At 41.8% G+C, this 22,089-nt stretch carries 24 protein-coding genes; 6 read left to right on the top strand and 18 right to left on the bottom strand.

Going from position 1 to position 22,089, the window contains the following annotated elements; translation table 11 throughout:
* Positions 1-23: 23 nt before the first annotated feature.
* From MHB43_RS09900 to MHB43_RS09850, 11 genes are all read right to left on the bottom strand, one after another.
* Entirely contained in the window at positions 24-743 is a 720-nt protein-coding gene (locus MHB43_RS09900; RefSeq protein WP_339183605.1) for a M23 family metallopeptidase, read from the bottom strand.
* Positions 744-1,128: 385 nt separating this feature from the next.
* Positions 1,129-1,728 carry a hypothetical protein gene (locus MHB43_RS09895; protein WP_405131842.1) on the bottom strand — a complete coding sequence of 200 codons (600 nt, stop codon included), beginning with the start codon at positions 1,726-1,728 and terminating at the stop codon, positions 1,129-1,131.
* A 37-nt stretch (positions 1,729-1,765) separates the two neighbouring features.
* On the bottom strand, positions 1,766-2,680 hold the full coding sequence (gene rnhC / locus MHB43_RS09890; RefSeq protein ID WP_405131841.1) for a ribonuclease HIII: 915 nt from the start codon (positions 2,678-2,680) through the stop codon (positions 1,766-1,768).
* A gap of 12 nt (positions 2,681-2,692) precedes the next feature.
* Entirely contained in the window at positions 2,693-3,805 is a 1,113-nt protein-coding gene (locus MHB43_RS09885; protein ID WP_405131840.1) for a hypothetical protein, read from the bottom strand.
* Between the two features lie 606 nt (positions 3,806-4,411).
* Complete coding sequence (sufB, locus tag MHB43_RS09880) at positions 4,412-5,809, bottom strand: Fe-S cluster assembly protein SufB (protein WP_076209130.1); 1,398 nt, start codon at positions 5,807-5,809, stop codon at positions 4,412-4,414.
* A 20-nt stretch (positions 5,810-5,829) separates the two neighbouring features.
* Positions 5,830-6,261 (bottom strand): Fe-S cluster assembly sulfur transfer protein SufU, encoded by a 432-nt coding sequence (gene sufU, locus MHB43_RS09875; protein ID WP_017689537.1) that lies wholly within the window; start codon positions 6,259-6,261, stop codon positions 5,830-5,832.
* Entirely contained in the window at positions 6,251-7,471 is a 1,221-nt protein-coding gene (locus MHB43_RS09870) for a cysteine desulfurase (RefSeq protein ID WP_339183602.1), read from the bottom strand. Before MHB43_RS09870 ends, sufU begins: the two co-directional genes overlap by 11 nt.
* A complete protein-coding gene (gene sufD / locus MHB43_RS09865) occupies positions 7,468-8,772 on the bottom strand; it encodes a Fe-S cluster assembly protein SufD (protein ID WP_036609929.1) in 1,305 nt (434 codons plus the stop codon). Before sufD ends, MHB43_RS09870 begins: the two co-directional genes overlap by 4 nt.
* Before the next feature lie 25 nt (positions 8,773-8,797).
* A complete protein-coding gene (gene sufC / locus MHB43_RS09860) occupies positions 8,798-9,580 on the bottom strand; it encodes a Fe-S cluster assembly ATPase SufC (RefSeq protein WP_017689540.1) in 783 nt (260 codons plus the stop codon).
* Between the two features lie 379 nt (positions 9,581-9,959).
* The gene (locus MHB43_RS09855) at positions 9,960-10,535 is read right to left on the bottom strand and encodes a DUF1802 family protein (protein WP_017689541.1); all 576 of its coding nucleotides are present in this window, start codon (positions 10,533-10,535) and stop codon (positions 9,960-9,962) included.
* Between the two features lie 124 nt (positions 10,536-10,659).
* On the bottom strand, positions 10,660-11,121 hold the full coding sequence (locus MHB43_RS09850; protein ID WP_017689542.1) for a Dps family protein: 462 nt from the start codon (positions 11,119-11,121) through the stop codon (positions 10,660-10,662).
* A gap of 297 nt (positions 11,122-11,418) precedes the next feature.
* Between MHB43_RS09850 and mtnK the strand changes: the two genes are divergently transcribed.
* Positions 11,419-12,636 carry an S-methyl-5-thioribose kinase gene (gene mtnK / locus MHB43_RS09845; protein WP_339185373.1) on the top strand — a complete coding sequence of 406 codons (1,218 nt, stop codon included), beginning with the start codon at positions 11,419-11,421 and terminating at the stop codon, positions 12,634-12,636.
* A 24-nt stretch (positions 12,637-12,660) separates the two neighbouring features.
* Entirely contained in the window at positions 12,661-13,734 is a 1,074-nt protein-coding gene (gene mtnA / locus MHB43_RS09840) for an S-methyl-5-thioribose-1-phosphate isomerase (RefSeq protein WP_036609936.1), read from the top strand.
* Positions 13,735-13,842: 108 nt separating this feature from the next.
* On the opposite strand, the gene MHB43_RS09835 is transcribed toward mtnA, so the two are convergent.
* The 4 genes from MHB43_RS09835 to MHB43_RS09820 all read right to left on the bottom strand — a co-directional run bounded on the left by MHB43_RS09835 (position 13,843) and on the right by MHB43_RS09820 (position 16,252).
* A complete protein-coding gene (locus MHB43_RS09835; RefSeq protein WP_339183597.1) occupies positions 13,843-14,145 on the bottom strand; it encodes a DUF1805 domain-containing protein in 303 nt (100 codons plus the stop codon).
* A gap of 420 nt (positions 14,146-14,565) precedes the next feature.
* Positions 14,566-15,327 carry a hypothetical protein gene (locus tag MHB43_RS09830; RefSeq protein WP_339183594.1) on the bottom strand — a complete coding sequence of 254 codons (762 nt, stop codon included), beginning with the start codon at positions 15,325-15,327 and terminating at the stop codon, positions 14,566-14,568.
* Between the two features lie 322 nt (positions 15,328-15,649).
* The gene (locus MHB43_RS09825) at positions 15,650-15,856 is read right to left on the bottom strand and encodes a hypothetical protein (protein WP_405132412.1); all 207 of its coding nucleotides are present in this window, start codon (positions 15,854-15,856) and stop codon (positions 15,650-15,652) included.
* Between the two features lie 135 nt (positions 15,857-15,991).
* Positions 15,992-16,252 carry a hypothetical protein gene (locus tag MHB43_RS09820; RefSeq protein WP_339183591.1) on the bottom strand — a complete coding sequence of 87 codons (261 nt, stop codon included), beginning with the start codon at positions 16,250-16,252 and terminating at the stop codon, positions 15,992-15,994.
* A 588-nt stretch (positions 16,253-16,840) separates the two neighbouring features.
* Here MHB43_RS09820 and MHB43_RS09815 point away from each other — a divergent pair.
* Positions 16,841-17,413: a hypothetical protein gene (locus MHB43_RS09815; RefSeq protein WP_339183589.1), complete on the top strand. Its 573-nt coding sequence runs from the start codon at positions 16,841-16,843 to the stop codon at positions 17,411-17,413.
* Between the two features lie 123 nt (positions 17,414-17,536).
* On the opposite strand, the gene MHB43_RS09810 is transcribed toward MHB43_RS09815, so the two are convergent.
* Positions 17,537-17,923, bottom strand: a complete 387-nt coding sequence (locus MHB43_RS09810) for a DUF423 domain-containing protein (RefSeq protein WP_017689551.1) — start codon at positions 17,921-17,923, stop codon at positions 17,537-17,539.
* A 332-nt stretch (positions 17,924-18,255) separates the two neighbouring features.
* Here MHB43_RS09810 and MHB43_RS09805 point away from each other — a divergent pair, with 332 nt between their 5' ends.
* Positions 18,256-18,726 (top strand): hypothetical protein, encoded by a 471-nt coding sequence (locus tag MHB43_RS09805; RefSeq protein ID WP_339183587.1) that lies wholly within the window; start codon positions 18,256-18,258, stop codon positions 18,724-18,726.
* Between the two features lie 106 nt (positions 18,727-18,832).
* On the top strand, positions 18,833-19,681 hold the full coding sequence (locus tag MHB43_RS09800; protein WP_339183585.1) for a DegV family protein: 849 nt from the start codon (positions 18,833-18,835) through the stop codon (positions 19,679-19,681).
* A gap of 199 nt (positions 19,682-19,880) precedes the next feature.
* Here MHB43_RS09800 and pdaA read toward each other — a convergent pair whose 3' ends face one another.
* Both pdaA and MHB43_RS09790 read right to left on the bottom strand, forming a co-directional pair.
* Positions 19,881-20,660 (bottom strand): delta-lactam-biosynthetic de-N-acetylase, encoded by a 780-nt coding sequence (pdaA, locus tag MHB43_RS09795; RefSeq protein WP_339183583.1) that lies wholly within the window; start codon positions 20,658-20,660, stop codon positions 19,881-19,883.
* 97 nt (positions 20,661-20,757) lie between these two features.
* Positions 20,758-21,168, bottom strand: a complete 411-nt coding sequence (locus MHB43_RS09790; RefSeq protein WP_339183581.1) for a hypothetical protein — start codon at positions 21,166-21,168, stop codon at positions 20,758-20,760.
* A 207-nt stretch (positions 21,169-21,375) separates the two neighbouring features.
* Here MHB43_RS09790 and cysC point away from each other — a divergent pair, with 207 nt between their 5' ends.
* On the top strand, positions 21,376-22,014 hold the full coding sequence (gene cysC, locus MHB43_RS09785) for an adenylyl-sulfate kinase (RefSeq protein ID WP_405131839.1): 639 nt from the start codon (positions 21,376-21,378) through the stop codon (positions 22,012-22,014).
* Positions 22,015-22,089 lie beyond the last annotated feature (75 nt).

Here is a 22,089-nt window from a genome sequence, read left to right as displayed (position 1 = left end):
ACTCCCTGTTTCTTTGCAGGGATTTATATGTCGGAATCCGAATGAACCTGGATGCCTTTTTCCTTGCGGTACATGATAACAAGTAATCTCCAAAATTCATAACTGCCTTTGTCGTTCATAATAAACGGTCGATAATAATCAAACGCTTGCTGCGCCCATGCGGGACAATCCATATTGGAAAGTTGCTCCTGTTGCTGAATCCATCCCCCTTGAATCTCCAGCGTTTTCTGCATGGCTTCAAACATTTTCTTCTGCTCAGTGGTCATCGGCGGAGCCTCCTGTTCCTGAGATCCAGTTCCGTATTCGGCCTGTAGATACGCACCCGGTTCCGTCACACCCTCTTCGCTGGCTGTATACCCATAAGATGGTGCACTTGTTTTACGAATCTCATAATGTACATGCGGACCAGTACTCTGACCTGTGCTCCCCTGATTACCGACAAGCTGGCCTCGCTTCACCTGCTGTCCAACGCTTACAGCAATACGTGAAAGGTGCGCATAACAATGCAAGTAGCCACGATGATCCTGAAGGGCAACTGTAAGCCCGTAACCGCCGAATCCGGAGCCTGTAACTCCTTCGGAAGCAAAACGTACCCTACCTTCCATAAAGGCATAGACGGGGCCATTCCAGGGCTCTGTCACGAGATCGATTCCGCGGTGAAATGTCTGTCCACCATGAATAGGATGAATTCGATAGCCGAATGAACTTGTAATCCGATAGCCCTCGAAAGGGTTTACGCTCATACACTCACATCCTTTTCTATCATTAAATGCTTAAATCTATGAAATGGCTTGTGCTATTGGTCTTATTTTATTCCACAAAAATACCGCTCAGAATATCATTAAGGAAACCTTATGGTCTCTCCAACGGTATATTCCAAGCGGTGCTGTGCTAATGTGTTAAATACATTAAAGAATCTTTTAATTATTTAGATAAATCTTTATAGAAGGATTAGTCAAACAAAAAATTCATCTCATTATTATAAAACCATATATCTCTCAATTAATGCGCATTAAAATTTTGCTAAAGAAAATTACATTTGATTTAGTCAGTTTTCATTACTTAAACAATAAAATATTGACTTACACTATAAGCAAAAATAAGGTGTCCTGTATCTATAAGAACACCTCAAAAGTTTTTTGTTAATGCCGTCTTTAAATCTTCTCTATTCTGAACTGCTTTACTCAAGATAATTTTAAAATTCTTCAAGATATTGTCTACTGAGTAAGCATCATAACATTTTTCTGCAATAGCATAGGCTACTATTTCTGCTTTTTGTTTATTATTTAAAGCTGAATTAGTAAAAAGCGATAAATAATAATGGTAATAATTCTGGAATAACACTCTATCCTCATCTGAATTAAATTGCATTTTCAATATTTCTTCTTGTACTTCGCCGTCTCTTTCATGAAAAGCCCAATCAAATAAATGTTTTTTTTCAATCCCTGTAATCTCTAATAAATCTAGAACTATTTTAATTTCAGTTTTATCAATATTAAACTTTGATGCAATATTCATTATAGATTTATAGATCTCTGTCGCTTTTGATCTTGGATTAACTGTACCTATTGGATTTATTATAAAAAGACTTTTCGAGTTTAAACTTGTTTTATCAGGTAATTTCAAAACAATTTTATACCCATTTTGTTGACCTATCTCACCATAATATTTAAATGTAAATGTAATCATGCTTAACACACTCTGGTCGTCTTCTGTTTGTTTAAACATTTATCATCACCTCTTCCAAGATAGACTAATTCCGATCTTATCCCGAGATAACCTTATCATATGTTTTAAAATGTGTTTTTGCAATCTCACTAAGTTTTTCCTTTCCATACTTATCAACATACATCTTACCCTGTGTTACTACAGAAGAAGAAGCACCTTTGGGCAGGCGAACACCAAATTTTTCTTCAAGAATTTTAAGTTGTGAAACAAACGTATCACGAGCGATAATTGAAGCTGCTGCAACAGCCAAATCAGCTTCTGCTTTGTGCATCTGAACCAAGTTTATTGACTTCCCCTTTTCTTGTAAAACAGATAATATTAGTGACTCATCCCCAAACTGATCTGAAATTGCTAATTGTGTTTCAGATTTATTAAGCAGATTTTCTAAAGATTTCGCATGAGACCATGCTAAAATTTTATTGACATTACCCATACTCCCCCACAATTGATTGTACTTTGAGGGATTAATCTTTATTATCTCATACCTACCCAATAGTTTAAGTTCTTTAGCAATCTGACTGATTTTCTTATCAGTTATTCTCTTTGAATCCTTAACTCCCAATTCTTGAATTTTATATTCTTGATATTTACTTTCAATGTAGAACGCCACAGTAACTAAAGGACCGAAAAAATCTCCTTTGCCCGATTCGTCAATTCCGATACGTGGAAGACCTGAATATTGAATAATATTCAAATTCGAGTCATTCTCTATTTCAGTCTCTCTAGAAAAATTTGCAATATTATTCAATCCAAGTTCCTGAGCTACTTTCATGTACCATGCTGTTGCAGCTTTCCCTTGAAACAAAAGTTTTCCAGAATTATAAAGTGTAATGGAAACTTCATCAGTTTTCCAAACCATACTACCATTATTTTGAGAGCTAGCTATGTATTTGTTTAAGTAATAAAATAGCTTCTCTTTCTGTTCACCATTAACTTGAATAACCTCATTCATATTTGCAACTCCTTAGAACAATTCTTTGTAAGTATATTCAATCATACCTATGACTTCATTAATGATACTTTCAGCATCCTCATAAGTATTAACAGTACTTTGTTCGGGTGGCCCATTATGATAGTAAGGATTTCTAGTATCTCTATAAATTTTGTAAACTACTAGTAAAGCTTTCTCCATTTTATCCTGCTCATCTTGATTATTTGAAAGTTTTCCTTTCATACCAGATAAAACATTTACTTCACCATTGAAAACTAAACCAAAATGGAATTTCGGTCTGCCATTAGAATCAACGGCCAATATTTCGGTTTCACTAAACAAGTCTAACTCTATAATGATTTTTTTCAGATATCCTTCTACAACTCTAAGACATGGAGCAACGTAACAATAGTAGTCACCATAATCAACTTTAGATAGCAACATGCTCTGAGCAGATATTACTAGCTTTTTATCATGATCATAAAGAAAATCAAATGACTCTTCTAATAATGATTTAACTTCTTTTTCAGCGTCTTTAGTTAAGCTTGACGTGATAACATTAGTTATCTCATCTCCTTCTTTCAAACCCATCATACGTAAAGTCATTTCAGTAACAGGAGTATCTAATGTCAGTTCAATTGCATTACAAATTTCTTCCCAAACTTCCCATCCTTTTCCTTGAATCATAAGATTACCAGTATTATATTGAGTAACCATTATTTTATCTATATTGACAGGATGTTTTATTTGAAATGCATAATAACAGTGAGAAGAATCTGCCGACTTATCCTCGATAAAATATTCACTCTTCGCAGCTGTTGCAATAATGATGTTTTTAATGGTATCCCATTGCTCTGTTTTTAATTTGTAAATAGAGTACGTAGCTTCTATTCGCCCACCTTCGTTTAAAAAAAGATTCAAAACTTCATCATTTATTATTGTATTATTCATTGATCCATCTAAAGTTCTTCCTTTCTTTGAATCATATATGCGAATTGTTCCTGGGTTTTCCTCGTCCCTTAATAACTTCAATACGATATGATCTGATTTCTCATTAATTTCAACTTCAATCTCTAAATCATTACAAATAGAATTAATTTTTTGGATACATTGTTCCGAAGTTAGCTTAAGTTTTTGAATTTTCATTGAGATTCACCTTACTTTCATTAGATTGCCCAAATAAATAGAATAAATTCGACTTATTGTATTTATTCTATTGGATTCTTAATCTTCCACAAATGGTATCATAGTACAATTAAATTTTCATCAATAATAAATCCTAAGACTCTAAAAATTATCTCTTGTTCGAAAAACTGGAACTATTGGATCCATTTCATAAGAATTAAACCAACTTGATAGCCCTCACAACCATAATCATTTAAGGAGTGTATTCTCCTAATGAATTGCGCAGCCAATCTGATAAACCAGTTACAGTTTGATAGGTTATATGTGGTGATCATAAATGGTTTGTCCACAGTTTGACCAGGACTTTAATATTATAGAAGATTACGTATAGTGACTACGATCAGCCTCCTCTATAACATTTGTCATTTACCTTTAATTTGATTACGGTCAATTATGTATAAAAGTATGCGCCCACACTATTACTTCTAAATCACAACTATTCAAGCAGATATTAACAAAACAATTGTTGCTTTCATTTACATCACAGCTAACATAATTAAAACGGTATTGAAGCTGGTAATTATACCACCTTCAATACCGTTTAGCCGGTTTTACTTCTGAATTTATTTAACCAATGGAGCCTTCCATTTCGAACTTGATCAATCTATTCATCTCAACGGCGTATTCCATTGGCAATTCCTTCGTGAATGGCTCAATGAAGCCCATGATAATCATCTGTGTTGCTTCTGCATCAGTCAGACCGCGGCTCATCAGGTAGAAGAGCTGATCCTCAGACACTTTGGATACTGTAGCTTCATGCTCCAGCATGATGTTATCATTCATGATTTCATTGTAAGGAATTGTATCCGATGTGGACTCATTATCGAGAATGAGTGTATCACATTTGATGTTGGATTTCGCGCCCTCAGCTTGACGTCCAAAGGAAGCCAAACCACGATACGTTACTTTACCACCATGTTTACTGATGGACTTGGATACAATCGTAGATGTTGTATCCGGAGCCAAGTGGATCATTTTCGCACCTGCATCCTGATGCTGGTTTTTACCAGCTACAGCGATGGAGAGTACGGAACCTTTAGCTCCACGGCCTTTCAGTACAACCGCTGGATATTTCATTGTCAGTTTGGAACCGATGTTACCATCGACCCATTCCATCGTTGCATTTTCTTCTGCAACCGCACGTTTCGTAACGAGGTTGTAGATGTTTGGTGCCCAGTTTTGAATCGTTGTGTAACGAACACGAGCATTTTTCTTACAGATGATCTCAACGACCGCACTATGCAGTGAGTTCGTGCTGTAGATTGGAGCTGTACAGCCCTCAACATAGTGAACGAAGCTATCTTCGTCAGCAATGATGAGTGTACGCTCGAATTGTCCCATATTCTCGGAGTTGATCCGGAAGTAGGCTTGCAGAGGCACTTCACATTTAACGCCCTTAGGCACGTAGATGAAGCTTCCTCCGGACCAAACCGCACTATTCAATGCAGCAAATTTGTTATCTGCTGGTGGAATAACCGTTGCAAAATATTCACGCAGGATTTCTGGATGCTCTCTAAGAGCCGTATCCGTATCCATGAAGATTACACCTTGGTCTTCCAATTCCTTTTGCATGTTGTGATATACAACCTCGGACTCATACTGAGCCGATACACCTGCAAGGAACTTTTGCTCTGCTTCAGGGATACCCAATTTATCAAAGGTTTCCTTGATTTCGGAAGGAACTTCCTCCCATGTTTTACCTTGTTTTTCAGAAGCACGCACATAATATTGAATTTCATTGAAATCCAATCCGTCGAGATCTCCGCCCCATTTTGGCATTGGCATCTTTTCGAATTGTTTCAAGGATTTCAAACGGAATTCCAACATCCAATCCGGTTCATTCTTAATCTTGGAAATCTCGGTAACTACTTCTGCAGTCAGACCTTTACCGGTTTGAAAGATGGATTTGTGCTCGTCGCGAAAACCATATTTGTACTCTTCCATTTCTGGTGCTTTTTTAGCCATCTTGCTCTACCTCCCTATCGTTATTGTACTTTGTTCTCTTCGTCAATCCCTTTGCGTAATGCATTCCAGGCCAGAGTGGCACATTTGATGCGTGCAGGGAACTTGTTCACACCGGATAGGGCTTCGAGATCTTCATAATCGTCGAAATCGACTTCTTCACCTTTCATCAGTGAGGAAAAACGGTTAGCGATATCGAGTGCCTGCTCCATCGTTTTGCCTTTGACAGCCTCTGTCATCATCGATGCAGAGGACATGCTGATGGAGCAGCCTTCACCCGTATATTTGGCTTCCTGAACGATTCCGTCTTTCAGCAAAATTTGCAGTGAAATCCGGTCGCCGCACGTTGGATTGTTCAAATTCACCGTGACAGCGTCATTATCAAATGTTCCGCGGTTACGCGGGTTTTTGTAGTGGTCCATTATAACACGTCTGTACAGATCATCAAGTTGCATCGCCAAAATACTCCTTTGTCTGGATTAAGGCGCTGACAAGCCGATCTACATCTTGTTCGTTATTGTATAGATAGAAGCTGGCACGAGCTGTTGAGCTAACTTCAAGCCAGCGCATTAGCGGTTGACAGCAATGATGTCCGGCACGAATGGCTACGCCACTCGCATCCAGCACAGTTGCCACATCATGCGGATGAACATCCTCCAGATTAAAGGTAACGACACCCACATGCCGCTTGGCTGGGCCATAGATGGTTAACCCATCGATCTCAGCCAGTCGTTCTGTTGCATAAGCTGCCAGCACACTCTCATGATGTGCAATCTCATCCATACCAATCTGCTCCAGAAAATCAATGGCAGCTCCCAACCCTACCGCGCCTGCGATAATTGGGGTTCCGCCTTCGAACTTCCAGGGAAGCTCTTTCCAGTTGGATTCGTACAGACCCACATCATCAATCATTTCACCACCGAACTCAATGGGTTCCATGGACTCCAGCAGCGCCTTTTTGCCGTAGAGTGCACCGATTCCGGTTGGTCCGCACATTTTATGTCCGGATAATGCATAGAAATCACAGTCCAGATCCTGAACGTCCACCTTCATGTGAGGTGTGCTTTGTGCGCCATCAACAACGATGACAGCACCATTGCGGTGTGCAATTTCAGCAATTTGTTTCACCGGATGGATCAGACCCATAACATTGGATACATAAGCGATTGCTACAATTTTAGTATTGTTCGTAATCGTCTTCTCGACATCAGCCAATTCAATATGACCGTCAGGCTGAAGCGGAATGTATTTCAATGTTGCACCTGTCTCCTTGGCAACTTGCTGCCAAGGAATCAGATTACTATGGTGCTCCATTTGCGTGATAACAATTTCATCGCCTTCTTTGCAATTGGCGCGGGCATATGATGAAGCCACCAGATTCAGGGCTGTCGTTGTCCCGCGGGTAAAGATAATCTCCTGTGTACGGCGGGCATTGATAAACTTGGCTACCTTCTCACGTGCGCCTTCGTAGGCGTCCGTTGCACGGCTTCCAAGGGTATGAACACCGCGGTGTACGTTGGAGTTCTCATACTCATAATAATGTTTGACTGCTTCAATCACAGCATGAGGCTTCTGTGAAGTTGCAGCACTATCTAAATATACGAGCGGGTGTCCGTTAATTTCCTGGTGGAGGATCGGGAACTGCTCGCGAATGGATGGGTTCATTGTCCCAGCTTCTTCTCAATCAGAGACTGCAATTGGGTGCGCAGTGCTTCCAAAGGAATATCCGCCACCACCGGAGCCAGGAAGCCATAGATGATCAGGCGTTCGGCATCCGTACGGTTAATTCCGCGCGACATCAAGTAATGAATCTGCTCGGCATTGACTTGACCAACAGAAGCCGCGTGACCTGCTGTTACATCATCCTCATCAATAAGGAGGATTGGGTTGGCGTCTCCACGTGCTTTAGGGCTCAGCATCAACACTTTCTCTGTCTGCTGTCCATCGGCTTTGGTAGCGCCTTTCTCAATCTTCGTGATCCCGTTGATGATTGCAGAAGCTTCTTCACGCATAACTGCACGTGTAATCATCTGACTTGGTGTATTCTTGCCGAAGTGACGGGCTTCTGTGGTGTAGTTGATTTTCTGCGAACCGGAACCTACAGCGATGACTTTGGAATCAGAACTTGATCCATTGCCTTTCAGCACGGTCATCGTGTTACTCGCTGTATCGCCGTTATTCATTTCGCCTACAATCCACTCGATGGAAGCATCATTCTCCAATACTGCACGACGGAATGAAACATCAGTTACATTCACACTCAGTTGATGAACCGATGCGAAACGTACTTTAGCACCGGATTTTGCGAATACTTCCACAACACCATTATGGAAAACAGGTGCGGACAATTCGCCAGATACATAGTTATCAACATAAGTTACTGAACTGTTTGCTTCTGCAACCACAAGCACGTGAGGTGCAAACGTTGCAGATGCGTCATCCGTAAGCAACACTGCTTGCAGTGGTACTTCGATTTCGACATTTTTCGGAACATACAGGAAGACCCCGCCATTCCAAAGTGCCGCATGCAGTGCAGCGAGGGAATGCTCATCGGCTTTCACCGCTGTGTTCAGATATTGTTTTACCAGATCGCCATGTTCGCGAACCGCTGTAGCCAGATCCGTAAAGATAACTCCTTTTGCTGCCAGATCAGCAGACACTTTAGAGTATACCGTACCGGAATTGCGTTGGATAACCAGACTGCCTTCAGCTTGATCCTGAACCAGATCTTTGATAGAAGCAGGTACTTCTGTCAAAGAAGAAATGGCTTCACTTGTTTTATATGTTCCGTACTCGCTGACATTCCAGCGTTCGATTTTTTGTTTTTCCAGTTTAGGAAGCGCAAGCCCGCTCGCAAGCTTTAAAGCTTCAAGCCGCTGTTCGGTCAACCAGCCGGGTTCATTGTTGCTTTCCGACAAGGCGCGAAGCGCTTCAGATTCAACCGGAAGAATTGTTTGTGTAGTCATTAATTAATCCTCCTCCGTTTTGTCTTTACGCTTCTTGGCCTACAGTTTCGTCTGTAATTCCCAGCTCTGCCTTTACCCAGTCATACCCTTCCGCTTCCAGACGGTGAGCCAATTCAGGTCCGCCGGATTTCACGATACGACCTTGCATCATTACGTGAACATAGTCAGGCGTAATGTAGTTCAACAGACGTTGGTAGTGAGTGATGATCAGGAAGCCACGGTCTTCGCTCTTCATAGCGTTCACACCGTCAGCCACGATTTTCAAAGCATCGATGTCCAGACCGGAGTCAATTTCATCAAGTACTACGATTTTCGGATCAAGCAGCATCATTTGCAGAATCTCGTTACGTTTTTTCTCACCACCGGAGAAACCTTCATTCAGGTAACGGTGAGCGAACTCAGGATTCATGTCGAGTTCTTTCATTTTACCTTCCATTTGACGAATGAACTTGATCAGGGAGATCTCGTTACCTTCGCCACGACGTGCGTTAATTGCACTACGCAAGAAGTCGGAGTTTGTAACACCTGCAATTTCACTTGGGTATTGCATAGCCAGGAAAAGACCTGCACGTGCACGCTCATCTACTGCCATATCCAATACATCTTCACCATCAAGTGTAATTGTACCGTCTGTTACTTCATATTTAGGGTGGCCCATCAATGCAGAAGCCAGAGTGGATTTACCTGTTCCGTTTGGTCCCATGATTGCGTGGATTTCTCCACCTTTCATTTCCAGGTTGATGCCTTTCAGGATTTCCTTACCTTCGATCGTCGCTTTCAGACCTTCAATGACGAAATTCGTAGCCATGTGTATTGTTTCCCTCCATTGATTAAATTGATGTTGTTGTCGAAAAAGAAAAAGCGCCTATTATATCTGAACAGGGCTTCCCCTGAATTTCTCCTGTACTTGAATCTTTCAAAGCAAGAACACTTTAGAATAATTCTAAACTGATTCTCAATGATAATCAAGTCATTTCCTAAGAACGTTTGTCCCTTGCAGGAAACATTATTCTTTCTGATTCTATATTAAAAGACAAATTGAATCAAATTAGAAAACATCTTACTCACAAATGTACAGTGAGAAAAATCACAGCAATTCAAGCTTTTATGTCATCTGTTGTACACTAATCTAAAAAAAGGACTTATCCATATCATGGACAAGTCCCTCCGTTAAATAACGTTATTATTTACAATTTGAGCATCTCGTTAATCTTCTGTACCTGTTCGTCAAAATCCGCAACGTCCACCACCGGCGTCATTTCGCGCGGCACCGGACCATTCGGAATAGAAATCCATGAACGACAACCGTTATATTCAGGCAGTACGGGGATTTCCATCGGTTCTTTCAAAAGGTACACACGTAAAATCAATACATGGAGCGGATCTTTCCGTTTCCATTTCAAACGGTCTTCGGCAAAATCCGCTGTCCACATATGAAAGTCAAGAAGTCGATCCAGCATCTCCTGATCTCGTATCTCCAGATCCTGCGTTACTTCGGCATATGCAGTAATACGGATTGTCGAAGCTTCGGGCACCCATTCGGCCAGTGATTCTTCAACATAGGATTGATCCGAGGACTTAATCAGTTCTTTACGCTGATGTTCATAAGTCGGATACAGGTAAAACGCCGGACTTTTCAGCTCAAAATGTCGGGTTTCCTCTACAATTCCACCTTTGCGCATCACCATAATCTGGCGACCCGTTTCCAGTGCTTTGATTGCAGAAGCCCATTCTTTTAAAGCCGGTATCGTTGGTTCTAACATAAGCGGTTCCCTCCCCAATCGTTCTTGTCAGCAGTATAGACGCTTAGGACGTTTCTGACAACATGATCCGGGCTCAGAAAGCTTACGTAAGAGACCATTTGTATTAGGCAAAATCTTGGTAATATTAACCAAGGAAAGAGCGAAGCATCCACATGTGTTTCTCCAGGTCAGCCTTAAAGCCTGTCAGCATATCGGATGTTGGTTGATCTTCAGCTGCATCTGCAACTTCGATACCTTCCTGATATTCATTCGAAAGTGTTGCGAAGTCCTCGATCAGGTTTTGCACCATTGTTTTTGCATCTTCTCCGCCTGCTGCTTCCTGGATAGAGGAAAGCTCCAGATACTCTTTCATTGTAGCCGCTGGGCTTCCTTTCAGCGTAAGGATACGCTCTGCGATTTCATCCATTTGTACTGTAACTTCGTTGTAGAACTCTTCGAATTTCACATGCAACGTGAAGAAGTTAGGTCCTTTAACATACCAGTGATAGTTATGGATTTTAACATACAATACGTTCAGGTTTGCTACCTGACGATTAAGTACTTGTTCCACCGATTTTGCTTGATCTGTTTTGTTTTTTGTAGCCATATTAATCCCATCCTTTTATTTAAAATTAGTCTGTCATGTCATGATAAGCAGGTTGTCCCGCAATGCATAACAGAGAGTTAATAGTGTGTCACCACATGTAGTGGAGAGGCTTGTTAACGGTGTTTCTCTCAACCGTCCGGCCTATTTGTTTTTACCCTTGAACCGGAAGTTCGAATCAGGATCGACTTGACTTGTCTCAAAAAAAAGTTCAAAAACCGCGTTATTTCCGATATACTGACATATACCAAGCAAAGAAGTGGGTTTTCCTGTTTCTTCATATATATGGAGGTGGCACCCTTGTCCCAATATCGCCCGTTTACCCCCCAAGATGCAATTGAACTGGCCAGAACATTACCGGGTCCATTTGCGGCAGATGCAAATCTGGATTGTCACGAGATCGGCGACGGCAATCTGAATTTGGTATTCCACATCACGGATCAGAACTCCGATAAAAGTATCATTATCAAACAGGCGCTTCCTTATGCGAAAGTGGTTGGAGAATCATGGCCGCTCTCTCTGGTACGTGCCCGCATTGAACGTGAGATTCTTCAGGAAGAGTATCGACTGTGTCCAGGGATGGTACCCGAAGTGTATCATTACGATGATGACCTTGCGTTAACAGTTATGGAAGATCTGAGTGATCATGTGATCATGCGCAAAGGCCTGATCGAAGGTGTTTCCTATCCTCTTTTTGCACAGCATATTGGGGAATTCATGGCAAGAACGCTGTTCTTCACATCCGACTTGGGCATGGATCAGCAATTGAAGAAGGAACAACAGGGCAGATTCATTAATCCGGACCAATGTAAAATAACGGAGGATCTGATCTTTGATGAACCCTACCGGATCGCCGAGAAAAATAATTATGATGTTTCCATTGAAGACGAGGCTGAAGCCCTTCGTACAGATGGAGAGCTTCACCTTGAAGTGGCCTTGCTGCGGGAAAAATTCCTGACACACGGACAGGCACTGCTTCATGGAGATCTGCATACAGGCAGTATTTTTGTTACACCTGAAACAACCAAGGTCATCGATCCCGAATTTGCATATTACGGCCCCATGGGATTCGATGTTGGTGCAGTCCTTGCGAACCTGCTCTTGAATTACGCATCCCTGCCAGGATGGATTCAGGATGAGACTGCTTTGCGTGAGCGTGAGACGCTTTTGCTGAATATGGTTCGTGATGTATGGACTGAATTCGAATCTCGTTTCCGTGCCCTCTGGGTTAATGACCTCGTTGATCCGATGGCAAAAACACCAGGCTATCAAGATCTGTATGTGCAACAATTGTTCAGAGATTCGATCGGCTTTGCAGGTGCCAAAATGGTTCGTCGTATCGTGGGACTCGCTCACGTGGCGGATATAGATACGATTCCAAATGCGACTGAACGTGAACATGCTCAGCGTAAAGCGTTGTCGATTGGTAAAGCATTGATCAAGAACAATCGTCGCTTGAATACCATCGGCGAAGTACTGGATATTGTATCCACAGCTGTTACTACTACTAAGGCTTAACATAAGGAACGGAGGGAACCCCCTATGACAACCCCTGAATATCAGCCTCTGTCCTCTCTTATCTGGAAAAAGGACAAGCTTGAGATGCTTGACCAGCGTCTGTTGCCCGAAACGATCCTCATGTTGAAACTGTATACACCCGAGGAAGTATGGGAATCCATCCACTCCATGAAAGTACGCGGTGCTCCGGCGATTGGTATTGCTGCTGCATTTGGTGTTGTATTGGGTGCCAAATCATATGACGGAACAACCGTTCAAGGTTGGTTGGATCACGTAAAATCCATATGTGCTCATCTGGCTACTTCCCGACCAACAGCGGTGAACCTTTTCTGGGCACTGGATCGCATGATGCAAAAAGCAAATGAGGTCGTTGAATCCGGCCTGAGCCTGGATGAGGGCAATGATGCTCTTGAAGTAGAAGCTCTGTTGATTCAGAAGGAAGACGAAGAAGTATGCCGCATGATCGGCGAGAATGCACTGCCATTGTTCGAAGATGGTATGGGTGTACTCACTCACTGTAATGCAGGTGGACTGGCTACTGCGAAATATGGTACGGCAACCGCTCCAATGTATCTCGCACAGGAACGTGGTATTCACCTGAAAGTATTTGCAGATGAAACTCGTCCCGTACTTCAGGGTGCACGCCTGACTGCATTTGAGTTACAACAAGCCGGCATTGATGTTACGCTGCTCTGTGATAACATGGCAGGTATGGTCATGTCCAAAGGTTGGATTCAAGCGGTTATCGTCGGAACAGATCGCGTTGCAGCGAATGGTGACGTAGCTAACAAAATCGGAACATACAGTGTGGCTGTGCTTGCCAAGGCTCACAATATTCCGTTCTATGTAGCAAGTCCATTGTCGACTATCGACTTGTCCACTCCATCCGGCGACCTGATTCCAATTGAGGAACGTGCTGCGGAGGAAGTGACCGAAGGATTTGGCAAACGTACAGCACCGCAAGGTGTCAAAGTATACAATCCAGCATTTGACGTAACGCCTAACGAATATGTAACAGCTATTATCACGGAAAAAGGCGTTGTTCGCGCACCTTTCCAAGAAAACCTGGCTGCCTTGTTCGCGAAGGAAGAAGCTTAATTTAATGAAAAGCGTTCGTTTGTATAGAGGTAGGAGCTACGATGTGCCAGGCTCTGCATTACGACGTTAAAGAAGGGCTTCCCACATGGGGAGCCCTTTTGTTAGTAATTAGACCATTTTCAACAAAGCCTCTACACCCGTCATGCCAACCGTAATGCCCATGGCCTCGGCTTCTGTTGTCACCGATTCCATAGGTGCATGCAACAATTGCTCCAGTGTACGCACTCCAACCGCCCGAGCCGCAATAATTTTGCGATCCCCGAGCTTCTCATTAAGTAATCCCACGTCGAGTGCTCCGCACATGATATATCCTTTGGATGTGTTAATCGTCAGTAATGTCGTTTTGGGCAGCTTGACTTCCACCCCAACCAATACATGCTCTCCAACTACAATGGGCTCCATCGTCACCATAATTTCCCGATCCACCTCCTCTTCCACAGGTCACGATAATTGTATGCCTCATTCTGGATTGTCGTGTGGACACCTGCCGTGTTTGAGAAAATGTGGGTACTTACAGTTCAAATATACTGTTGGTAAATCTTTTCGCAGACTTAGATAGTAGAAATATTCTTTAATAGTATTAATTCACTTAATGTCCAATATGCGTTTTTTTGTTTGCGCGTTTCACGTACTCACTGGCTAACGTTAAAATAGACGCAATTATAAGCGCCTTCACTGTATGTACTTATAGGGTAACAAGGCAGTTGCAATTTATCATCTTAAATTTATTCAGTTTATTTTACATGTTACTTTTTAAATTTTTTTCTGTAATTTAACAAGGGGATCAATAATCCCCTTGCATTTATCACAATGCCATTTTAAAAAATAGTATTAAAACGCTACCCAACCATTGGTAGGTGTCATATTAGAATGACTGGTAGTGAAAGAATAATATCTATGCGATGGAGTTGAAGCTTTAATATTTATTCCTAATGTATCGCTTAAAAAGCCAGCAGCCCCTGTTGCTCTCATAGTCCAAGTGCCCGATGCATTGAAGTAGCCCTCAGAAATGAAACCCGGACTATTGTTTGATGTTTCGCTCAAAAAATATAATGGATTTTTATTCGTATGACCTTGTATAACTTGAAGAGGTTTTACTGCCACGCTTCCATTGTGCTCCCAACTGACTGTCAGAGTGATAGTAGTTGTATCAATGCCAAAAGCTGCTAATTTAACAGAGCGGCTAACTGATGCATGTTGATTGGCTTGTGCGGCTAAAGCATTCGTTGAAAATTGATTTGCTTGACTATCTTCTATTGTGGTAGTCTCTACTTCAATAAAAATTTCCTTATACTTGTCTTCATATAATGAACCCTCCTTACCAGATAACATATCACCTATCGCATTTACATAATCTTCTGAAGCGATAAAGTTCAGGAAAGCATTTTGCTTGGAAGGCACTAAGTTGGTAAACTGTTCCAAAGTCTCAATAGCTTCTGTATCTCCCTCACTAATAAGTTGATTTAAATAATTCACATATTCCTCAGCAGTATATTCTACTGGTTCAGATGAAGCATTTGCTAATGCCGTAGATGCAAATAACGTTGTTACTAGAACTAGTAAGAGCGAAACTTTTGATAATTTCCTTAACATTGAATCAATTCCCTTCAATTGGTTATATAGTAGTATAGGCAAGGTGATATTAATATGTTACCATTAATTAGGAAATTTGAAACAGTTATTCTAAATATTCTCAAAAGGTGATGATAACTTGAAAAAAAATGGATTTATGTGGATTGTAATAGTTATAGTAGCTATAATGGTCGTTATGGGAATTTTATATTTCTTCGTTGAATCTGCATAAAGAATAAGGGAGATCTCTGAGATAATTATCTCTGGTCTCCCTTTCGATTTTATAGTCTAAAGATAGTTTTTCTTACTTTCACCCAAAGGTATGTTTTTTATAAATACACATCTATGAACACAAAATACCGAAGTAGATAAAAGTTAGTTGAATGCTTCTTTTACTTACCTTTGCCTTCTTGAGAGAAATTATTGAAGTGACTATACTACCCATCAATCCCTTTTTCCGGGCACGTCTGCAAACCTCCGTAAAGATATCTTGGATTACAACTTCAATCTTCCATACTTCTGTATAGTCTCTTGGGAGCGTCATTACCATTCCAATATCCTTCTGCACACTTTGAGTATTTATGTTACTGGAGATTATCCTCCATTCCATTTGCGACTCCTTAAGCAGGGAATAAACACCAATAAAAAAGACCCCTCACCTAAGGTGAGTCAAAGTGGCCCTACCTTAAAACGTATGCTCATCATTCTTTAATCGCCTTATCTCCGTTAACTCTCTTCTAATTCCCAGTACACGTCTATGAAGTACACTTCGATCTATTGATTTAGCTACAGACTTTTTAAACTGGACATCCAATTCACTTAATGGCTGCTGAGCTAGTTTCTTTTTATGTATTGGTTTAACTTGAACTTTTGTAGTTTCAGGCTTGACAGGCTTCAATCTTTTCTGCTTCATAATATGTTCAAATACACTGTCCTCTTGATGCATGGTCTTCATTCCTTAATGTGTGATGAACACATTGTATCATAACGAGAAGACGACTGTTACACAATAAAGTACAGATGCTTAGGGATGGACATGAGCTTATTGGAGATCAACATAATAAAGGGAAGTTAAGCAAAAGCACAGCCTTTAAGGGGTTCGTCATAAAATACAGTCAAAATTGATTTCTTTTAGCATTCTCAACTCCCTTTAAGCACTTTTGAAAACTAATGAATGTTGTCTCATACAGTTTATTATTTACATGTACCACACTTTACGACTCTACTCCAAAATGAGATACGATAAGTTGCTCCGCACATGCCAATACGCGCTCTCCAACAATAATAGACTGCATCGGTCAACAAATTTCCCGATCCACCTCCTGTTCCACTGGTCACGAATGTTGTTTCCTCATTCTGGATTGTCTTGTGGACAACTTCGAAAAGACGTGAATAATAAGGTTTAATTGTGATATTTCCCCATTCTAATCAGCATATTTCTGCGTCTCTAGCACTATGATAATTTCCTTTTTAATGATATAGTGAATTGAAGCGTTTTTTTGAGCTGACATACTTTTTAACGGGGCTGGGATGAATGAAAGAAACCTTATCCAATCAAGAGGACATCGGCTTTTTATTTAATGTCGATATACTTATTAAGAGCCGCTCAAATGCATTGGCACTGCAGTCCCTGTTGGAGTTCATAAACAATGAAGAACAAATTGCGGACTTTCGGATTCAATCCGGCATAGAGCTAGGCAAAATTATTGAAGCGACACTCCAGTCCAAGAAGGACTCTTTCGTCACACTTCACAACGAACGCAAAAAAGCCAACGCAGCACAGAAGGCGTCCACTGCAGCTCAGACACCTGCCTCACCTGCTCCAGTCAAAACACAGAATCAACAAGAAAAACTGGTTAGCGAGAAAAAGCCTGCCACCCAAACATCCAATGTATCCGATGGAAACTCGTTTGACGCGTGGATTGACACACTCATTAAAGAGAATAAACTCACCCGTATTGTTGTCAATAACAAGAACGGTAAACATCAGAGCATTCCTTGCCGTATTCTGAATTTTGATCGAGATACCAGTATTGTGAGCATATACCATGTTGATGAAAAACAGGTGTATACATTCCGAACCAATGAAATCGATGAGTTTCTGTAACTAACTTCATCGGATTAAAACAAAAAGCAACTTGCGTTAGAATGACAGGACATTCTAACGCAAGTTGCTTTTTAGTTCTATGGTTCATGTAGGATTGAACCCTCCGAGATTTGTTTGGACCGTTCAGGAGCGATCCTTACCTCGCTGCCATACATCTAATGCCAATAACAACCATCCGGCAATGAAGGCTACCCCACCAATCGGTGTGATGGCACCCAGAATCTTGATGCCAGAAATACTAAGCACATACAAGCTGCCCGAGAACACAATAATTCCGATAAACAACAGACGCGCTGCCCACTTCAGTTTTGTCGATGCCCCAAGTTGACCAGCCGTCAAGCCAATAATGAGCAAAGCCAATGCATGAATCATGTGATATTGCACACCTGTCTCATATGTAGCTATGGCCGCCGGCCCAATCGTATCCTTGAGCATGTGAGCACCAAACGCTCCAATCGCCACCGATAACATGGTCATTACAGCTCCAAGCATCATCCATCTTCGTTGCATATAAGTTCTCTCCCTTAATTCAACTACAATTCACTCCTATTATTGTAGCGAATCCACTCCTCCTTTACCAGTCGGGACGGAGCTTCAAAGATCATATGTCTCTTTATACTTAACAATTCTATCCCTGCCCTATAAATTGTAGGAAACAAGCGTAAATCCTTGATTTTTACCGATATTTATGGAAAAGTAAACAGGTATGTAATCGTTGTATTTTAAGTGCAAGTTCAAAAAGATTGGTTTTCAGTATCGAGAAGATGGGATGAAGCTAATCATTACTCATCGATTAGGTTAATAACACTCAGTACGATGATTAAGGGAGGCAAGTCAACATTATGGATAATCGCGATTCCTATAATTCAGGTTATAACAACACGGATCAGAATTCTGGGCAGGCAGATCCATACAATAACAATGGGTATGAAGCATACCCGCCAGATCATGACAGGCAACCAATGCCACCACTGAAACATTCCGGACCTGGGATCGCCAGCTTTGTCATTGGATTGGTTGCAATCTTGGGTTATATCCTGATATTCTTTATTGCCACCATGGCTGTAAACGAGTCCATCGGAGTTCTCACCCCGTTGCAGACAGAAGAGATCGCCTTGCATCCAGCAGTGGTTCTGGCTTCATTAGCCATTCTGGTCTGCCTGATTCTCAATCTGGCCGGAGTCATCGTCGGAATTATTGGTCTTGTCCTCAAGAATCGAAAGAAAGTTTTTGCCATTATCGGAACCCTATTAAATGGGATCATGATTCTGTTATTCGTTGGACTTATCTTGGTAGGCATGACGCTGATGTAACGCTTTGCATCAGCGTCATGTTTCCTTATAATTAAAATGAATGGGTTTACACATAAGTATAATCTATATTTTTTTGCCAAAATCATTGTTTTCAAAGGAGATTGACATGTCACGAATCAAAATTTTTGCGGACAGCACAAGTGATCTGGCTCCAGAATGGATCCAGCAGCACGATATCGGTATCATTCCCTTATATGTCGTGTTCGGTGAAGAATCACTGAAAGACGGTGCTGAGATTAAGCCTGAACAGCTATATGAACGTGTCAGCCAAGATGGGCATCTTCCCAAAACAGCTGCACCTTCCCCCGCTGATTTCATAACGGCATTTCAACCTTACATAGATCAAGGGGATGAGATTTTATATATCAGCTTATCTTCTGAACTTTCCTCTACCTATCAAAATGCACGACTAGCGAGTTCCGAGTTCCCGGAAGGTCGAATATCGGTCATTGACTCACAGAATCTCTCATCAGGAATTGCACTCATGGTGATGAAAGCTGTACATGCTGCTGATAAAGGGCAAAACCTGACTCAGATTACACACCTGATTGAGGCGATGAAAACAAATGTACGCACGGAGTTTGTCATCGATACACTAGAGTATCTGCATAAAGGTGGACGCTGTTCGGGCATGCAGAACCTGATTGGAAGCCTGTTGAAAATTCGTCCTGTCATCCGGGTAACGGATGGCAAGATGGCACCTGCCTATAAAGTGCGCGGCAAACGGGAGAAAGCTCTGGAACAAATGCTGAATAATACGCTCAGCCAGAAGGATCAGATCGATCCAGACCTGCTGATTGTTGTGCACACTATGGCTGAAGAGGATGCGCTTGACTTGCAGAAGTCTTTGCAGGAACAAACGGGTGCCCGTGTGGAACTAACCACTGCTGGTTGTGTAGTATGCAGTCACTGCGGCCCAAAAACAATTGGAATCATCTATAGTACTGTTTTATAGTATTACACGCTACATCGTATCATATTACCCAATCCAATCCTTTCTTCTAGATCTGTATTTGGTACATCCAATACTTGGACTGACATACCGTTATAACTAAAAAGGGCAGTCCGAGCTTAATCGCTCAGGATGCCCTTTAATATTATTGCTAAACTTTTGAATGACCTACATTTGGTCCATTGCTCATTATGATAATGGATCAATAACTTTTGGTCCGCAGATCATCCAGACTTTTGAATACATATCCTTGCTTGCGAGCCTCATCAATGATGGAACCCAGAGCTTCCGTGTTATCTTTGGATACCGAATGAAGCAAAATGACAGCGCCTGGATGGAGTTGTTTCAACACCTGTTGATGAGCATATTGTGCGCCACGCTGCACATTGGTATCCCAATCTTTATAAGCAACAGACCAGAACACGTTCACATACCCTTGGGCATGGCTCTCTGCAAGCGTACGATTGTTAAAAATCCCCCGCGGTGGCCGTAAAAAGGTCGCTTGTTGACCCGTCAGCCGATTGACCTCCGACTTGACCTTATCGAGTTCCTCTCTAAGCTTTTCATTGGAGATGCGGGTCATATCCGGATGACTCCATGAATGATTACCGACAATATGACCTTCTGCCGCCATACGTTTGACCAACTCAGGCTGATCTTTCAGATAATGACCTGTCACAAAGAAAGCAGCTGGTACCTTCTTGGTACGCAAAACATCCAGTATGGCAGGTGTAAATCCATTCTCATACCCGTTATCAAACGTGAGATACAATTCCTTCTGTTTTGTATCCCCCAGGAAAATGGCATCGTTATGTTGTAAGATCGACTTAAAGCCTTCCTGATCAATGGAGGGCAGTTGACCGTTTTGACTTTTTTTGAATCCAAAGTGATACGCTCCGGTAACCGGTGATGCTTCAGTCTGTGCCGGTACCATACTGATGGACAACAGTCCCAACAGTATATATAGAACCATTCGCTTCATTCTATCCGCTCCTGTTCCTGAAAAATTCGGTTAGTCGTTTGCACACACGAATACCTTCAGATAATATGCCACAGGAACGGCTAATGTATGTAAATCATCAACGATCGAAATGTTTATTTTCAGCTTGTGGCGGAGATTGATGGAACAATTCAAGTAAGGTCTGAGGTTTGCCACTGGAAGCAAGCCATTCCCTCACGGTCTGTATGGCACGGGTCTGTCCATCTCCCCGATCACGCCATGTAAGCAACTCGATAACTTTGATAATCAAGGCCGACATATTGTGATTATCCAGTTCAGACCGCTCTGCCCTCAGCTTGTGATACAAAGCCTCCTGTTCCCAATCCAGTAGAATCTCATCACCAATGGTTGGCTTCAGAAGTGTATACGCTCTGTCACAACCTTTACAACGAACCGTGCTGACCTGTTCATCTATAAATTCCGCTCGGATATCCTGCTGGCAATCCGGGCATTTGAACCCAACTTGTATGTTTTGTATGTTTTCGTTCATGACATTGTTCCTCCTGCGATGTGAGCATTTTGCATCATTCGATTCAAAATACTCCTTGGATATATGCATAATGCTTATGTATGTACTACATCTATACCCGATATTTTGTCGATTCACGCTTATTTTGAAGAAATCTGTAAGGTGCTATAATCTTGTAAATATGTTAAAATATTATACATATCATGGTAGGGAAAAGGCGGGATACTCATGTCGAAGGAAGAGCGCAATATAACCTGGCAATCATCCAGCATCAACAGACAAGACCGGGAGAAGCATAATGGGCACCGTAGTCGTGCCATATGGTTTACCGGATTATCAGGTGCAGGAAAGTCATCCCTTGCATTTGCCCTGGAGCAATATCTCTATGAACAAGGCGTAAGCTGTTATGTTCTGGATGGGGATAATGTACGTCATGGACTGAACCGCGATCTTGGTTTTACAGCTGCGGATCGTCAAGAAAATCTGCGCCGAATTGGGGAAGTATCGAAGTTAATGGTGGATGCCGGGTTGTTTGTACTTTCGGCCTTTATCTCTCCTCATGAACAGGATCGGGAGACGGTTAGACAATTATTCGAACCGGATGATTTCATTGAAATCTATGTGCGTTGTTCAATTGAAGAATGTGAGCGTCGTGATCCCAAGGGTCTGTACAAAAAAGCCCGCAACGGTGACATCCCGCATTTTACAGGCATTTCCGCCCCCTATGATGTACCCAAATCACCTTCAGTCATCATCGATACGGAACAATCGTCCATTGAGGAAGCTGTACAAGAGATCATACAGCATTTGGAGCAGAACGGTGCTCTACAGCTGCCGCTTCCTACGAAAACAGCCGTTGTTCATTAATCCATGCTCAATATACGAACCACCTACATAAAAGGCGCGCCCATCGTGGCGCGCCTCTTTACGTGTGTCGTGCCT

It is taken from the genome of Paenibacillus sp. FSL H8-0317 (assembly GCF_045040685.1).
Taxonomy (GTDB): Bacteria; Bacillota; Bacilli; order Paenibacillales; family Paenibacillaceae; genus Paenibacillus.
This window is presented reverse-complemented; position numbering and strand designations above follow the sequence as displayed.

Excerpts from the sequence above, each read along its gene's own strand:
- MHB43_RS09855 (WP_017689541.1), bottom strand. The coding sequence starts at position 10,535 with ATGTTAGAACCAACGATACCGGCTTTAAAAGAATGGGCTTCTGCAATC.
- MHB43_RS09830 (WP_339183594.1), bottom strand. The coding sequence starts at position 15,327 with ATGTTAAGGAAATTATCAAAAGTTTCGCTCTTACTAGTTCTAGTAACA.
- MHB43_RS09810 (WP_017689551.1), bottom strand. The coding sequence starts at position 17,923 with ATGCAACGAAGATGGATGATGCTTGGAGCTGTAATGACCATGTTATCG.
- sufB (WP_076209130.1), bottom strand. The coding sequence starts at position 5,809 with ATGGCTAAAAAAGCACCAGAAATGGAAGAGTACAAATATGGTTTTCGC.
- MHB43_RS09820 (WP_339183591.1), bottom strand. The coding sequence starts at position 16,252 with ATGCATCAAGAGGACAGTGTATTTGAACATATTATGAAGCAGAAAAGA.
- MHB43_RS09815 (WP_339183589.1), top strand. The coding sequence starts at position 16,841 with ATGAAAGAAACCTTATCCAATCAAGAGGACATCGGCTTTTTATTTAAT.
- MHB43_RS09870 (WP_339183602.1), bottom strand. The coding sequence starts at position 7,471 with ATGAACCCATCCATTCGCGAGCAGTTCCCGATCCTCCACCAGGAAATT.
- sufC (WP_017689540.1), bottom strand. The coding sequence starts at position 9,580 with ATGGCTACGAATTTCGTCATTGAAGGTCTGAAAGCGACGATCGAAGGT.
- sufD (WP_036609929.1), bottom strand. The coding sequence starts at position 8,772 with ATGACTACACAAACAATTCTTCCGGTTGAATCTGAAGCGCTTCGCGCC.
- MHB43_RS09895 (WP_405131842.1), bottom strand. The coding sequence starts at position 1,728 with ATGTTTAAACAAACAGAAGACGACCAGAGTGTGTTAAGCATGATTACA.
- MHB43_RS09885 (WP_405131840.1), bottom strand. The coding sequence starts at position 3,805 with ATGAAAATTCAAAAACTTAAGCTAACTTCGGAACAATGTATCCAAAAA.
- MHB43_RS09825 (WP_405132412.1), bottom strand. The coding sequence starts at position 15,856 with ATGGTAATGACGCTCCCAAGAGACTATACAGAAGTATGGAAGATTGAA.
- rnhC (WP_405131841.1), bottom strand. The coding sequence starts at position 2,680 with ATGAATGAGGTTATTCAAGTTAATGGTGAACAGAAAGAGAAGCTATTT.
- mtnA (WP_036609936.1), top strand. The coding sequence starts at position 12,661 with ATGACAACCCCTGAATATCAGCCTCTGTCCTCTCTTATCTGGAAAAAG.
- pdaA (WP_339183583.1), bottom strand. The coding sequence starts at position 20,660 with ATGAAGCGAATGGTTCTATATATACTGTTGGGACTGTTGTCCATCAGT.
- cysC (WP_405131839.1), top strand. The coding sequence starts at position 21,376 with ATGTCGAAGGAAGAGCGCAATATAACCTGGCAATCATCCAGCATCAAC.
- MHB43_RS09835 (WP_339183597.1), bottom strand. The coding sequence starts at position 14,145 with ATGGTGACGATGGAGCCCATTGTAGTTGGAGAGCATGTATTGGTTGGG.
- MHB43_RS09850 (WP_017689542.1), bottom strand. The coding sequence starts at position 11,121 with ATGGCTACAAAAAACAAAACAGATCAAGCAAAATCGGTGGAACAAGTA.
- MHB43_RS09805 (WP_339183587.1), top strand. The coding sequence starts at position 18,256 with ATGGATAATCGCGATTCCTATAATTCAGGTTATAACAACACGGATCAG.
- MHB43_RS09800 (WP_339183585.1), top strand. The coding sequence starts at position 18,833 with ATGTCACGAATCAAAATTTTTGCGGACAGCACAAGTGATCTGGCTCCA.
- sufU (WP_017689537.1), bottom strand. The coding sequence starts at position 6,261 with ATGCAACTTGATGATCTGTACAGACGTGTTATAATGGACCACTACAAA.
- MHB43_RS09790 (WP_339183581.1), bottom strand. The coding sequence starts at position 21,168 with ATGAACGAAAACATACAAAACATACAAGTTGGGTTCAAATGCCCGGAT.
- MHB43_RS09900 (WP_339183605.1), bottom strand. The coding sequence starts at position 743 with ATGAGCGTAAACCCTTTCGAGGGCTATCGGATTACAAGTTCATTCGGC.